13 protein-coding genes are annotated in these 14,536 nt (G+C 71.0%); 9 read left to right on the top strand and 4 right to left on the bottom strand.

The genetic code is table 11. The features are described from left to right. Positions 1-39 precede the first annotated feature (39 nt). The 9 genes from ACWGJP_RS04535 (at position 40) to ACWGJP_RS04495 (ending at position 10,059) form a co-directional block, all read left to right on the top strand. Complete coding sequence (locus tag ACWGJP_RS04535) at positions 40-1,068, top strand: iron-siderophore ABC transporter substrate-binding protein (RefSeq protein WP_452328558.1); 1,029 nt, start codon at positions 40-42, stop codon at positions 1,066-1,068. Further along, positions 1,065-2,129, top strand: a complete 1,065-nt coding sequence (locus ACWGJP_RS04530) for a FecCD family ABC transporter permease (RefSeq protein WP_452328557.1) — start codon at positions 1,065-1,067, stop codon at positions 2,127-2,129. The genes ACWGJP_RS04535 and ACWGJP_RS04530 overlap by 4 nt, the downstream gene beginning before the upstream one ends. Before the next feature lies 1 nt (position 2,130). After that, complete coding sequence (locus ACWGJP_RS04525; protein ID WP_452328556.1) at positions 2,131-3,183, top strand: FecCD family ABC transporter permease; 1,053 nt, start codon at positions 2,131-2,133, stop codon at positions 3,181-3,183. Beyond that, a complete protein-coding gene (locus tag ACWGJP_RS04520; RefSeq protein ID WP_452328555.1) occupies positions 3,180-3,980 on the top strand; it encodes an ABC transporter ATP-binding protein in 801 nt (266 codons plus the stop codon). Before ACWGJP_RS04525 ends, ACWGJP_RS04520 begins: the two co-directional genes overlap by 4 nt. Next, complete coding sequence (locus ACWGJP_RS04515) at positions 3,970-4,920, top strand: siderophore-interacting protein (protein WP_452328554.1); 951 nt, start codon at positions 3,970-3,972, stop codon at positions 4,918-4,920. The genes ACWGJP_RS04520 and ACWGJP_RS04515 overlap by 11 nt, the downstream gene beginning before the upstream one ends. A 71-nt stretch (positions 4,921-4,991) precedes the next feature. Continuing rightward, positions 4,992-6,047: a DUF998 domain-containing protein gene (locus tag ACWGJP_RS04510; protein WP_452328553.1), complete on the top strand. Its 1,056-nt coding sequence runs from the start codon at positions 4,992-4,994 to the stop codon at positions 6,045-6,047. Between the two features lie 68 nt (positions 6,048-6,115). Beyond that, the gene (locus tag ACWGJP_RS04505; RefSeq protein WP_452328552.1) at positions 6,116-6,973 is read left to right on the top strand and encodes an ABC transporter ATP-binding protein; all 858 of its coding nucleotides are present in this window, start codon (positions 6,116-6,118) and stop codon (positions 6,971-6,973) included. A 9-nt stretch (positions 6,974-6,982) separates the two neighbouring features. Beyond that, the gene (locus tag ACWGJP_RS04500; protein WP_452328551.1) at positions 6,983-8,014 is read left to right on the top strand and encodes an iron-siderophore ABC transporter substrate-binding protein; all 1,032 of its coding nucleotides are present in this window, start codon (positions 6,983-6,985) and stop codon (positions 8,012-8,014) included. Then, positions 8,011-10,059: an iron ABC transporter permease gene (locus ACWGJP_RS04495; RefSeq protein ID WP_452328550.1), complete on the top strand. Its 2,049-nt coding sequence runs from the start codon at positions 8,011-8,013 to the stop codon at positions 10,057-10,059. The genes ACWGJP_RS04500 and ACWGJP_RS04495 overlap by 4 nt, the downstream gene beginning before the upstream one ends. A 21-nt stretch (positions 10,060-10,080) precedes the next feature. On the opposite strand, the gene ACWGJP_RS04490 is transcribed toward ACWGJP_RS04495, so the two are convergent. From ACWGJP_RS04490 to kdpC, 4 genes are read right to left on the bottom strand one after another with little or no spacing between them, the layout of a single operon-like run. Further along, positions 10,081-10,668, bottom strand: coding sequence for a GNAT family N-acetyltransferase (locus tag ACWGJP_RS04490; RefSeq protein ID WP_452328549.1), 588 nt, complete (start codon positions 10,666-10,668; stop codon positions 10,081-10,083). A 33-nt stretch (positions 10,669-10,701) separates the two neighbouring features. After that, positions 10,702-11,373, bottom strand: coding sequence for a response regulator (locus ACWGJP_RS04485; protein WP_452328548.1), 672 nt, complete (start codon positions 11,371-11,373; stop codon positions 10,702-10,704). Next, on the bottom strand, positions 11,370-13,910 hold the full coding sequence (locus ACWGJP_RS04480) for an ATP-binding protein (RefSeq protein WP_452328547.1): 2,541 nt from the start codon (positions 13,908-13,910) through the stop codon (positions 11,370-11,372). Before ACWGJP_RS04480 ends, ACWGJP_RS04485 begins: the two co-directional genes overlap by 4 nt. Beyond that, positions 13,910-14,521, bottom strand: coding sequence for a potassium-transporting ATPase subunit KdpC (gene kdpC / locus ACWGJP_RS04475; RefSeq protein WP_452328546.1), 612 nt, complete (start codon positions 14,519-14,521; stop codon positions 13,910-13,912). Before kdpC ends, ACWGJP_RS04480 begins: the two co-directional genes overlap by 1 nt. Between the last annotated feature and the right edge of the window lie 15 nt (positions 14,522-14,536).

Genomic DNA, 14,536 nt, shown 5'->3' with positions numbered 1-14,536 from the left:
TCGCGCCGCACCCCTCATCCCGACCCGAAAGGGACGCTCGTGCGCACCTCCCGTCTTCTCGGCCTCGGCGCCGCAGCAGTGCTGGCCCTCGGCCTCACCTCCTGCGCCACCGCATCCACCGGCTCCGGCTCCGACAGCGGATCCGACGCCGCCCCGGAGGGGACCTTCCCCGTCACCGTCGAGCACGCGCTCGGCGAGACCGAGATCGCCGCACAGCCGGAGCGCGTCGCCACGATCGGCTGGGGCAACCACGACGTGGCCCTCGCTCTCGGCATCGCCCCCGTCGGCGTCGACGACCAGACCTGGTCGATGGACGGCAGTGACGGCCTCGGTCTCTATGACTGGAGCCTCGAGGCGTACGAGGCACTCGGCGCCGAGGAACCGGTCATCTTCTCCACGGCAGACGGCACCGACTTCGAGGCCATCGCCGACACCACGCCCGACCTCATCCTCGCCGGCTACTCCGGCGTGACCGAGGAGGACTACGCGACCCTCACCGAGATCGCGCCCACCGTCGCCTACCCGGACGTCGCCTGGCTCACGCCGTGGCGCGAGGTCATCCGCATCGACTCCGAGGCGCTCGGGCTCGCGGAGGAGGGCGAGGCCCTCGTCTCCGACCTCGACCAGCAGATCGCCGACGCCACCGCGGATGCAGGCTTCGAGGGCAAGAAGGCGGCGTTCTTCTTCATGAACGCCGCAGACCTCTCCACCATCTCGATCTACGGCCAGGGCGACTCCCGCACGGCGTTCCTCGCCGACCTCGGATTCGACCTGCCCGAGCTCGCCGGCGACGTCGAGACCTTCTACCAGGACATCACCGCCGAGAACGCAGACCAGATCGCCGACGTCGACGTCATCGTCAGCTACGGCGACGGCGACGCGCTGCTCACCGCGCTGCAGGCCGACCCGCTGTGGAGCACCCTGCCCGCCGTCCAGAACGGCGCCGTCGTCACCGTCGGCACGGGCGACGCCTTCAGCGGCGCCGTCACCCCGACCGCGCTGTCCATCCCGTGGATGCTCGAGGACTACGTCGCACTGCTGAGCGACGCCGTCACCGCCGCGCAGTGACACCCGCGCCGGCGACCGTCGGAGACGTTCGACGCACCCCCGCCACCACGGCGGGGGTGCGTCGGCGTGCGCTGGCGATCGTCGGCGGTGTCATCGCCATCGTCGTCGCGATCCTGCTCTCGCTGGCCTTCGGATCGCGTCCGGTATCGCCGGCCGAGATCGTCGAGGGTCTGGTCTCCTGGTTCCAAGGGCGCGTCCCCGAGGAGATCGGCGCGATCGCGGTGCAGGAGCGGATCCCGCGCACCGTGCTCGCGATCGTCGCCGGAGCGGCCCTCGCCCTCTCCGGCGCGCTCATGCAGGCCATCACCCGCAACCCGATCGCCGATCCGGGCATCCTCGGCGTGAACACCGGTGCTGCGCTGGCCGTGGTGTGCGGCATCGCCTTCTTCGGGATCACCTCGCCGTACCAGTACCTCTGGCTGGCGCTCGGCGGTGCGATCCTCACCGCGATCTTCGTCTACAACGTCGGCTCGGTCGGACCCGGCGGATCGACCCCCATCAAGCTCGCTCTCGCCGGCGCGGCGACGACCGCGGCCCTCGGCTCGCTGGTCAGCGCCGTGTTGCTGCCGCGGACGGCGGCGATGGACGTCTTCCGGTTCTGGCAGGTGGGCGGGGTCGCCGGCGCCGATTGGGGAACCATGGCCGTCATCGCGCCGATGCTGCTCGTGGGAGCGCTTATCGCCTTTCTCTGCGCCCCGGGGCTGAACGCGCTCGCGCTCGGCGACGACGTCGCCGTCGGCCTCGGCGTGCGCATCGGGCGGACCAGACTCCTCGCCGCGGCGGCCGGTGTCGTGCTCTGCGCGGCAGTGACCGCCGTCGCCGGACCGATCGCCTTCGTCGGCCTCATGATCCCGCACGCCGTGCGGATGCTGGTCGGCCCCGACCAGCGCTGGCTGCTGCCGCTCTCCGCCCTCGGCGGCGCCGTGCTCCTCACCCTCGCCGACACGATCGGCCGGCTCATCGGCTACCCCGGAGAGACGGAGGCCGGCATCGTCACCGCCTTCGTCGGCGCCCCCGTGCTCGTCATCATCGCCCGTCGAACCCGCATGAGGGCGCTCTGACATGACCGCTGTCGCTTCCGACCTCTCCGCGCGCACCGAGCTGGTGCGCGTCGGACGGCGTCGCCGATCCCGGCGCCGCGTCATCGCCATCGCCTCGCTCGTGCTGGCCGTGCTCGTGCTGATGGCCGCGATGATCATGCTCGGCAACACGATCTATCCGCTCCCCGACGTCATCGCGGTGATGCTCGGCGAGACCGTGCCCGGCGCATCCTTCACGGTCGGCACGCTGCGCATCCCGCGGACCGTGATCGGCCTGCTCGCAGGGCTCGCGTTCGGCGCGGCGGGCACGACCTTCCAGACCATGCTGCGAAACCCCCTGGCCAGCCCCGACGTGATCGGGATCAGCTCGGGTGCGAGCGCCGCAGCGGTCGTCTGCCTCGTCGTGCTGCACTGGAGCGGCACGGCCACGATCCTCGCCGCGCTCGTCGCCGGCGTCGCTACCGCGGCGGCCATCTACCTCGCGGCCCGAGGGGGCGAGTCCACCGGGGGGCGGCTCATCCTCATCGGCATCGGGATCGGCGCCATGCTCGACGCCGTCGTCTCGTACGTGATCCAGCGCGCGGCGGAGTGGGACGTGGCCGTCGCGATGCGGTGGCTCACCGGGAGCCTCAACGGTGCGCGCTGGGAGAGCGTGCTGCCGCTGGGCATCGCCGTGGCGGTGCTGCTGCCCGTGCTCGTGCTCCTGTCGAAGGAGCTGCGCGCGCTCGAACTCGGCGATGCGGCAGCCACCTCGCTGGGCGTCAAGGTCGACCGGGTGCGCATCCTGCTCATCCTCTCCGCGGTGGCGCTCACCTGCTTCGCCACCGCGACGACCGGACCGATCGCGTTCGTGGCCTTCCTCGCGGGCCCCATCGTCTCGAGGATCGTCGGTCACGGCGCCTCGCTGACGATCCCCGCGGCGCTGATGGGCGCCTGCCTCGTGCTCGCGGCCGACCTGATCGGACAGTTCGCCTTCGACACCCGCTTCCCGGTCGGCGTCATCACCGGCATCCTCGGCGCTCCCTACCTGCTCTACCTGCTCATTCGCACGTCCCGCCGCGGAGGATCCTCATGACCGCAGAACACCTCCTCGCCGCCGAAGCGCTGGTCGCCGGCTACGGCGGACGGACCATCGTCGACGAGGTCGACCTGGAGCTCCCGGCCGGACGGATCACCGTGATCGTCGGCGCCAACGCATGCGGCAAGTCGACCCTGCTGAAGACGATGTCGCGCCTGATCTCCCCGTCCGGGGGAGCGGTCGTGCTCGACGGCAAGAAGATCAGCGAACTGCACACCAAGGAGCTCGCCCGCACCCTCGGTCTCCTCCCGCAGCAACCGATCGCCCCGGAGGGCATCGCCGTCGCGGAGCTCGTGGGCCGCGGACGCCATCCCCATCAGAAGCTGTTCCGATCGTGGACGACCGACGACGACCGCGCGGTCCTCGAGGCGCTGGAGGCGACCGGGACGGTCGAGCTCGCGGACCGCTCCGTCGACGAGCTCTCCGGAGGACAGCGCCAGCGCGTCTGGATCGCGATGGCGCTCGCCCAGGAGACGGACATCCTGCTGCTCGACGAGCCGACGACCTTCCTCGACGTCGCCCATCAGATCGACGTGCTCGACGTGCTCACCGACCTGAACCGCCGCCGCGGCACGACGATCGTCATGGTGCTGCACGACCTGAACCTCGCCATCCGCTACGCGGACACCCTCGTCGCCGTCAAGGACGGCAAGGTGCACGCGATGGGTGCGCCAGACGAGGTCATCACAGACACCCTCATCGAAGAGGTCTTCGGCCTCGCCAACCACGTCACCACGGACCCGGTCTCCGGGAAGCCGATGGTCACCCCGATCGGAAGGCATCATGTCCGCTGAGGCAGCCACCACCAAGAAGAAGCCCTCGTACGTCCTCGGCCGTGCGGAGGTGCGCGCGGTCGAACGCGTCTCCCCGAACTTCGTCAGGGTGACGTTCGGCGGCGAGGAGATCGCGGAGTTCGGCACTCCCGGCGATGTCTACGACGCGAGGATCAAGCTGATCTTCCCTCCGGCCTCCGGCGTCCTGCCTCCGCTCGATCGCGACACCGACGACTGGTGGGGCTCCTACCTCGCCGTCCCCGAGGAGGAGCGGGGGTCGATGCGCACCTACTCGATCAGGGAGCTGCGCGTGGAGGGCGCGGAGACCCTCGTCGTCGTCGACTTCGTGCTGCACCTCGCTCCGGGGCTCACCGGTCCGGCGTCGCTCTGGGCGAGTGGGGCGGAGGTCGGTCAGGAGATCTTCCTCATCGGCCCGCGGCGCGGGCGCGAGGACCGCGGCGGCATCGAGTACGAGCCGGGGGATGCCGGCACCGTCGTGCTCGTGGGTGACGAGACCGCAGCTCCCGCCATCGCCCGCATCCTGGAGGATGCTCCGCGTGAGACCAGAGGCATCGCGTTCATCGAGGTGCCCTCCGCCGCCGACGTCCTCCCCATCGACGCGCCGACCGACGTCGAGGTGCACTGGCTGCCGCGGGGGGATCAGCCGCACGGCCTGCGGCTGATCCCCACCGTGCTCGACTACCTCGGCGACGACGACACCAGTGAGATCACGGTGACCGACATCGACGGGGAGGACCTCGTCTGGGAGACGCCGGCCTACTCGGGGCAGGGCGAGGACATCGCCGCCTCCGCGGCTGCGGGGGAGCGGTACTTCTGGATCGCGGGGGAGAGCGGCGTCGTGACGACGCTGCGCCGCCATCTCGTGAAGGATCTCGGCATCGACCGCGGGCAGGTGGCCTTCATGGGCTACTGGCGTCGCGGCGTCGCGATGCGCGGCTGAGCCCTTCGCTCGGGCGGGGCGCCGGTCGCGAGGGGTGCGCCGGCGTCGGTGGCGCGTGGTTCGATGGACGCATGGCGCAGAGCGACCGGATGCAGCAGGAGACCAGAGCCGTCTGGGTGACGGCGGGGTGCTTCGTGCTCGGGGTGGCCCTCGGCGTGCTCGTGCTGCAGGGCAATCCCCGCCCGATCGCGGGGGACGGCTCCGTCGGGATGCCGATCGCGATCGTTGCCGGTGTCATCGCCGCGGCGTCGTTCGTGATCAGCACACTGCTGCACCGCCGAGGGGAGACGCGTCGGATGCCTCGCTGGCAGGCGATCATCTCCGACCTGTCGACCGCCGCGCTGACGGTCGCGTTCGCCGGCGTCACCGCACTGGGCGTGCTGCTCGCGGGTGAGATCCTCGGCGTCGGCCTGCAGGGGCTCGAGCTCCCGCCGCTCGGCGGGGGCGTGCTGGCCGGTGTCGCCTCGGCTGTCGCGGGGCGCTTCACCTTCGGCGCGGGCGTCGGCCTCACCACCGGCGATCTCGCGGGCCTGCTGTTCGGCTACCTCATCATCGGCACGCTGTTCGCCATGCTCACGGCGGCCGACCCGGCGTGGTGGGCCGCGAACTTCTCGCAACTCGGGATCGGCGAGGGCGCCTGGGCGTTCAACGGCACGCTCGTCGTGGCCGGTCTCCTGATCGCGACGGTGGGCGCCTACATCGGCCGCGACCTGCACGGGATCCATGGCGATGCCGCCCTGTTCCGGATCGGTTGGGTCGTGGCGCTGTGGGTCGCGACGGGCGCGGCGCTCGCCGGAGTGGGGCTGTTCCCGGTTCATCGGCTGGTCCTCGTTCACAACCTCTTCGCGCTGGCGACGCTGACGCTCTTCCTCGCGGCGGCGGCGCTCACCACAGTGGTCATGCCGGGCCCGCCCCGGCCGCTGGTGCTCACTACGGTGGTGGTCGGAGCCCTCGTCGTCATCGCCTTCGTGCTCTGCGAGCCGTTCGGCCTGTATTCCGTCACGGTGCTCGAGGCGATCGTCATCGGGCTCGGGATGCTGTGGGTCACCACACTCGTCCGGATGCTCGGCGTGCTCACGCCCGTGGCGCCCCGTGCATCCGCCCGCGCGCACCTGCTCTCGCGCTGAAGCGCCACCGCAACCGCAGCCGCTCGACAAGTGGCGTCGAAAACCCCAGTAGGTTAGGCTCTCCTAACGTGAGTTCGCCCGATTCCCGCATCCCGGTCGGTGCCCTGCGCGGCGACAACCTCGTGCTGGGCTACCGCAAAGAGCGGGTCGTGCACGATGTGTCGCTCCGGCTCCGTCCTGGCGCCGTCACCGCGCTGATCGGCCCGAACGGCAGCGGCAAGTCGACGGTTCTCCGGTCCCTTGCCCGGCTGCATCCTGTGGAGAGCGGCACGGTCCACGTCGGCGACGAGGAGCTGCGGACCCTCTCGGCCAAGGCCTTCGCCCGCACGGTGGCGATGCTCTCGCAGTCGCGCCCGCACCCGTCAGGGCTCGAGATCCGCGACGTGGTCGCGTTCGGGCGCCACCCGCACCGCGGGCGCTTCGCGGGAGTGAGCGACGCCGACCGCACGGCCATCGACGACGCTCTCGCCCTCACCGGTCTCGCCGCCATGGAGCACCGCCCCGTCGACGAGCTCTCCGGCGGTGAGCTTCAGCGAGTGTGGCTCGCGACCTGTCTCGCTCAGGACACCGGCATCCTGCTCCTGGACGAACCGACCAACCACCTCGACCTCCGCTACCAGATCGAGGTGCTCGATCTGGTGCGCGATCTCGCAGACCGAGGCACGGCGCTCGGCGTCGTGCTGCACGATCTCACCCACGCGGCGTCGGTCGCGGACGAGGTCGTCCTGATGCACCAGGGGCGGGTGCGCGCGACCGGGACGCCCGCCGAGGTGCTCACCTCCGAGAACCTCTCCGATGTCTACGGACTCCGCATCGACACCGTCGTCGACGCCGACACCGGCCACGTCCGCGTGCATCCACGTGGGCGCCACCAGGAGCGGCGCCGCCCGGCATCCGAAGCCGCGCTCGCCGACTCGACGATCTGAAGAGGAACGATGAAGAAGGCACCCCTCGCCGCGCTGGCGACACTCGGCGCTCTCGCGCTCACCCTGACCGGCTGCGGCACCACCCAGGTCGCCCCGGAGGACAGTGCGGCGCCGGAGACCGTCGCGAGCGCGGACTGCTCCGCCGACGAGACGGCGACGTCCACCGGACCGGTCAGCCTCACAGACGACTACGGTCGTACGGTCGAGCTCGACAAGCCGGCCGAGCGCGTGGCGGTCCTCGAGTGGCAGCAGATCGAGGACACCCTGACGCTGTGCGTCACGCCGGTCGCCGTCGCCGACGTCGAGGGCTACTCCACCTGGGACACCGCCGAGATCCTCCCCGAGGGCGTCGTCGATGTCGGCACGCGGCAGGAGCCGAACCTCGAGGCTCTGTTCGCGACCGATCCCGACCTCGTCATCGTCGAGGCCAGCAGCGCGGACGACGAGATCATCGCCCAGCTCGAGGCGTACGACGTGCCCGTGCTCGCCACCATCGGCGCCGACGCCGCCGACCCGATCGCCAAGATGATCTCGACGTTCGACCTCATCGCTCAGGCGACCGGTCGCGAGGAGCGCGCCGAGATCGTCAAGGAGGAGTTCGAGACGTACCTCGCCGACGCGAAGGATGCTCTCGCCGACGCCAACCTCCCCACCACCGACTTCGTCTTCTTCGACGGCTGGGTCGACGGCGGCAACGTCGCGCTTCGCCCGTTCGGGCAGGGCTCGCTGATCGGCGAGATCGGCGAGGAGCTCGGGCTGACCAACGCCTGGACCGGTGAGGTGGACGCGGCCTACGGCCTCGGCCAGACCGACATCGAGGGCATGCTCGCCGTGGGCGACGCCACGCTGCTGCACACCGGAACGGTCGACGAGTCGGCGGACGACTTCCTCACCGCACTGGAGAGCAACGGCGTCTGGCAGTCGATCCCGGCCGTCGCCGAGGATCGCGTGTACAGCTTCCCCGCGGGCATCTGGACCTTCGGCGGTCCGCGCTCGGCGCAGCAGATCATCGACGCGTACGTCGCGGCACTGGGCGAGTGAGCCGCACCGAGACGCGCGGCATGCCGGAGGCGCCAGCCGCGCCCGCACGGCGTGCCGCGCGCCTCGGACCCGCCGGGGTGCTGATCGCGCTCGCGGTCGCCCTGGTCCTCGTGTCGCTCTGGCACATCACGCAGGGGACGAGCGGTGACGTGTTCGCCGACGAGACGGTGCTCTGGGGGTCGAGGATCCCTCGTCTCGCGGCGGGCGTGACCGTCGGCATCGCGCTCGGCGTGGCGGGCACCCTGCTGCAGTCCCTGTCGCGCAACGCGCTCGCCTCTCCCGACACTCTCGGCGTCACGGCAGGTTCCTATCTGGCGGTGACCGTCATCTCGGCGTTCGGCATCGCGCTGCCGATCTGGGCATCCGGGGCGGTGGCGTTCACCGGCGGCCTCGTGGGTGCCGTGATCGTGCTGGGACTGGCGGGAGGTGCGGCTTCGTCGACGACGCGGCTCGTCCTCGCCGGATCAGCGCTCGCGATGGCTTTCCAAGCCGGCACGTCGACCCTCCTCATCCTCTTCGAGGAGGAGACGAAGGGCCTGCTCGCCTGGGGGAGCGGGTCGCTCACCCAGCTGAACCTCGATGCTTTCCTGCAGGCGGCGCCGGTCGTCGTGCTTGTCGTGGCGGTCGCGATGCTCATGGCCCGCCGCTTCGACGTCCTCGGTCTCGGCGACGACACCGCGTCCTCGCTGGGTGTGCCGATCCGCTCGACGCGTGCCATCGGCATCCTGTTCGCCGTGGCGCTGACCGCGGTGTCGGTCACGCTCGCGGGCCCGCTCGGCTTCGTCGGGCTGTGCGCCCCGGTGCTCGCGCGCCTGCTCACGCGCCCTTTCCCCGGACTGTCCAGGCATGTGCTGCTGCTGCCGGCATCTGGCCTCATCGGTGCGCTGGTCGTGATCCTCGCGGATGCCGTGCTGCGCGCCATCCTCGGGGCCGAGGAGGCGATCAGCATCCCGACCGGCGTCGCGACGACGCTGCTGGGCGCGGTGGTGCTCGTCGTCATGGCGCGGCGGTTGCGGGACGCCGGCCCGACGCGCGAACCGCCGAAGGTGCGTTTCGGTGTGCGGAGCGCACGCCGGTTCACGGTCGTCCTGGTGCTCGCGGCGCTCGGCGTCGCCGGAATCCTCCTGACCGGCCTCCTGCTGGGGCACGGTGCCCTGCTGACGGGCGACATCCTCCTCTGGCTCCAGGGGCAGGCGCCGCGTCAGATCTCGTTCGCGCTCGATGAGCGCGCACCCCGCATCGTCGCCGCGTTGTGCGCCGGTGCGGCTCTCGCGCTGGCGGGGACCCTGATCCAGGCCGTCAGCCGCAATCCGCTGGCGGACCCCGGGATCCTCGGGGTGACCGGCGGTGCAGGTCTCGGCGCGGTCATCGTGGTGACGAGCGCGGTGGCGTCCGTCGCAGGCATGATCGTCGCGGCCGTGACAGGCGCTCTGCTGGCCTTCCTTCTCGTATACGCGCTCGCGTGGCGACGCGGGCTCAACGCCGACCGGTTCATCCTCATCGGCATCGGCGTCTCGTACGGCGCGACGGCTCTCACCACCTTCCTCCTGCTGCGGGCCAACCCGTGGGACACGCCGAAGATCTACACCTGGCTCTCGGGGACCACATACGGGCGGGTCTGGGAGCAGGTCGTCCCGGTAGCGATCGTCCTGCTCATCGCGCTGCCGCTGGCCTTCTTCGTGCGCCGCGAGGCCGATGTGCTTGCCCTCGACGAGGACACCCCGCGTCTGGTCGGCATCGGGATCGAGCGGGTCCGGATGCTGCTCCTCGTCCTCGCCGCCGTGCTCGCCGCGCTCAGCGTCACCGCCGTCGGCGTGATCGGCTTCGTGGGCCTGGTCGCCCCGCACGCCGCGCGCGCCCTGGTGGGTGCCAAGCACGCCAGAGTCATCCCGGTGTCCGTCCTGCTGGGCGCGCTGCTCGTCGGCGCGGCGGACACGATCGGGCGCACGATCATCGCGCCGGAGCAGCTTCCTGCAGGGCTCGTCGTCGCCCTCCTCGGCGCGCCGTACTTCGTGTGGCTGCTCTGGCGCTCGAAGGATGCCTGAACCGGCCGGGATTCCTGAGCGTCAGGATGCCGTCGGCCACTCCTCTGCGAGGAGGCCGTAGCGCATTCCGTCCATCCACTCCCCGGAGCGATGCAGCGCCGTGCGGCGGCTGAACTCTTCGCGGCGCATCCCCAGCCTTTCCATCAGCCGCCATGAGGCCTCGTTCGCGGCGAAGCATCCGGCGTGCACCCGTCGAAGTCCGAGCGGACCGAAGCACGCATCGATCACGGCCCTCATCGCCTCTGTCGCGTAGCCACGTCCGGTGTAGGCGGGGCCGAGCACCCAACCCAGCTCGGCCTCGACACCGTGGGCTTCATCGGCCGCTTCCGCCTGCGCCCAACCGTCGCCGATCCGCACCATGACGTCGCCGATCACCCGCTCCGCTTCTCCTGCGCCGTCCGGGAGGAGCAGCGCGACAGTGAAGGTCGCCGCCAGCCGTGCCGGATCGAGATATACCTGCCGGAAACCCCCGAGCGTCTGCGGAGCGCGGCCGAGCCAGTGGTTCACCTCGGGCAGTCTCCGATACTCCCAGATGTCATCGAGATCGGCAGGCGTTGTTCGGCGAACCTCAAGGCGCGTGGTGCGGATCGGCCAGGCATCCTCAGTCATGCTCTCAGGCTAAGGGCAGGCTCTGACGCCTGGTCAGAGCACGAGCCGATAGCCCATGCCCGACTCGGTGAGCAGATGCACCGGAGCGCTCGGCTCCCGCTCGAGCTTCTTGCGCAGCTGCGACATGTACAGCCGCAGATAGCCGGTATCGGCGACCTGCTCGCTGCCCCAGATCTCCTTCAGCAGCTCCTGCCTGGTCACGAGCCCCCCTGGATGGCGGCTGAGGTGTTCGAGCATCCGCCATTCCGTCGGCGTGAGGTGCACGCGTTCTCCCGCGCGCGTCACGGATCGACTGGCGAGATCGACGATCACGTCGCCGAAGGCGACGGTCGACTCCTCGGATGCCGGCTGCGCCCGCCTGGACAGCGCGCGCAGCCGCGCGAGCAGCTCGTCGATCTGGAAGGGCTTGGTGACGTAGTCGTCCGCTCCGGCATCCAGCGCCTCCACCTTGTCGGCGGATCCGGTCCGGCCGGACACGACGATGATGGGGACGGTCGTCCATCCCCGCAGCGCTTGGATCACCTCGATGCCGTCGAGCCGGGGCATGCCGAGATCGAGGAGGATGATGTCGGGATGCGTCTGCGCGGCAGCGGCGATCGCTGCGGCCCCGTCCGCGGCCGCGACGACGTCGTAGCCGTGGGCGGCCAGGGTGATCCGCAGCGCCCGCACCATCTGCGGGTCGTCATCGGCGATGAGGAGCTTCACTCCATGTCCTCCCGGTCGTCCGCGTCGTCCGCGAGGGGCAGCGAGACGACCATAGTGAGCCCACCGCCGGGGGTGTCCTCGGGGCTCAGCGTACCGCCCATGCCCTCCGCGAATCCGCGCGAGAGCGCGAGGCCCAGGCCGAGGCCTGTGGTGTTGTCGGTGTCGCCGAGCCGCTGGAACGGCTGGAAGATGCTGTCCTGACGCTCGGCCGGCACGCCGGGGCCCCTGTCGATGACCCTGATCTCCGCGCGCTCGCCGAGTCGGCTCGTCGACACGAGCACGCGCGCGTCCTGAGGCGAATGCCGCAGGGCGTTGGCGAGCAGGTTCACCAGGACCCGCTGCAGCAGCACGGGGTCGGCGGTGACCGCAGGGGAGTCCGGGTCGAGGGAGAGCTCGACGTCATCCGGGCCGAGGGAGAGCTCGTCGAGGGCGGCCAGGATGCTCGCACCGGCGTCGACCCTGGTGGCGGACACCGCGAGGACGCCTGCCTGCACGCGGCTGGCGTCGAGGAGGTCCGTGACGAGCGTCGACAGCGTCGCCAGGCTCTCATCCGCGGTGGCCAGCAGCTCCTCTCGATCCTCGGAGGAGAGCGCATGCGCCCCGCGCAGACCGCCGACCGCCGCGACGGCCGAGGCGAGCGGGCGCCGAAGATCGTGACTGACCGCCGAGAGGAGGGCGCTGCGGACCTGGTCCGTCTCGGCCAGGGCCTGCACCTGCCCGGCGGTGGCGCTGAGGTCGGTGTGCTCGATGGCGGCGGAGAGTTGGGCGACGATGACGTCGAGCAGTCGTCGGGATGGTGCGTCCAGGGGTGCGCCGTGCAGTTCGAGGAAGGCGCGGGGGGATCCGTCCGCGCTGCGGCCGACGGGGAACGTGGTCGAGGTGCCGTCGGCCAGCGGCTCGCCGTCGCGGGCGATGACCTCCCCGTCCGGTGCGATGAGGCGCACTCCGCTCAGGCCGAAGGCCTCTCTGGCGCGAGTGATGAGGGCGAGGGTCGCGCTCTCTCCGCGCAGCACGTTGCCTGCGACGGAGGCGAGCAGCTCGGCCTCGGCGGTGGCACGCTGCGCCGCCCGCGCTCTTCGCGCCGCCTGATCGACGATGAGGCTCACGAGGATCGCGATGATGACGTAGAGCCCCAGCGCGATCGCGTGCAGGGGATGCGCGACGGTGACGGTGTACAGCGGTGCGACGAAGAGGAAGTCCAGGGTGATCCCGGAGAGCACGGCGGCGAAGACGGCCGGTCGGATGCCTCCGATCAGCGCCACCACGACGACGAGGAGCTGATACGAGAGCACATCGGAGGTGATCGACTCCGCGCTGCGCAGCGAAAGCAGCAGCCAGGACAGCAGCGGACCGCCGATGAGTGCCACGGCGAAACCGAGGACCTGTCTGCGCCAGCCGAGCGCCCCGCCGGTGATGCGGGGAAGTGCGAGGCGCGTTCCCGCCGCATCATGGGTGACGATGTGCACGTCGATATCGCCAGAGCGGCGGATGACCTCGGTGCCGATGCCAGGGCCGGTCAGTGCGGCGGCGAGGCGGCCGCGCCTGCTCACGCCGATCACGAGCTGGGTGGCGTCCACGGAGTGCGCGAACTCGACGAGGGCGGCAGGCACATCGTCGGACACGATCTGGTGATAGCTGCCGCCGAGGTCCTCGACGAGCGAGCGCTGGGCGGCGAGCGCGCCGGGGGCTTCACTGCGCAGGCCGTCCTGCGTGGTGACGTGCACGGCGATGAGCTCGCCGCCGGCGGCCCTCGCCGCGATCCGCGCTCCGCGGCGGAGCAGCGTCTCGCCCTCCCGGCCGCCGGTGAGGGCGACCACAACCCGCTCGCGCGCCTGCCAGCTGCCCTCGATGCCCTGTTCGGCCCGGTAGGTGCGCAGCGCGCTGTCCACCTCGTCGGCGAGCCAGAGCAGGGCGAGCTCGCGGAGGGCAGTGAGGTTGCCGAGGCGGAAGTAGTTGGAGAGCGCGGCATCGATGCGCTCCGCCGGATAGACGAATCCCGCCGAGAGCCGGTCGCGCAGCGCCTGCGGGGCGAGGTCGACCACTTCGATCTCGTCCGCGCCGCGGACGACGGCATCCGGGATCGTCTCCTGCTGGGCGATGCCGGTGATCTTCTCCACGACGGAGTTCAGCGACTCGATGTGCTGCACGTTCACGGTCGTCACCACGTCGATGCCCGCGGCGAGCAGCTCCTCGACGTCCTGCCAGCGCTTCGCGTTGCGCGAGCCAGGGGCGTTCGTGTGCGCGAACTCGTCGACGAGGGCGAGCTGCGGGCGGCGCGACAGCACGGCGTCGACGTCCATCTCCGCGAGCTCGACGCCGCGGTGCACCGTCGTGCGACGGGGGATGAGTGCGAGCCCTGCCGCCTGCGCCTCGGTCGCCGCCCTGCCGTGCGTCTCCACCACGCCGATGACGACGTCCATGCCGTCCTCGCGGAGCCGGTTGCCCTCGGCCAGCATCTCGAAGGTCTTGCCGACGCCGGGGGCCGCCCCGAGGAGGACTCGCAGGCGGCCGCGTCTGGTGGGGCGCTCCTCGGTCATCAGCCCTCCCGCTCGTCCAGGGCGAGGTTGAGCTCGACGACGTTGATCCTCTCCTCGCCGAGGAAGCCCGCATCCCGCCCTTGAATCCTAGACTCCACCATCTCGCGCAGCTCGGCCTCGTCCATCCCTCTGGCCTCGGCGACGCGGGACACCTGAAGCAGGGCGTAGGCCGGGCTGATGTGCGGATCCAGACCCGAACCGGATGCCGTGACGGCGTCGGCGGGGACGGCATCCGGATCGACGTCCTCTCGCGCGGCGATCTCCGCGCGGCGCTCCTCGATCGCGGCGACGAGATCCGGGTTCTCCGGACCGAGGTTGCTGCCGCTGGAGGATCGCCCGTCGTAGCCGTCGCCTGCGGCCGAGGGGCGGGACTGGAAGTACTCCGGCAGGGCCTCGCCGTCCGCGTCCGTGAAGGACTGCCCGATGAGCGAGCTGCCGACGACCTCGCCGTCGGCAGCCGTCACGACGGAGCCGCCGGACTGCCAGGGCAGAAGGAGCTGGCCGACCCCCGTGATGAGGAGCGTGTATCCCACCCCGAGGACGAGCGTGAGGACGAGCATCGCGCGGACGGCGACGCCGGTGGTGCGCACGGTGGTGCGAAGCGATGACATGGGATGCCTTTCCGA

This window comes from Microbacterium sp. NPDC055903 (genome assembly GCF_053615555.1).
The sequence above is the reverse complement of the archived record's forward strand: the minus strand, read 5'-3'. Positions and strand labels throughout refer to the sequence as shown.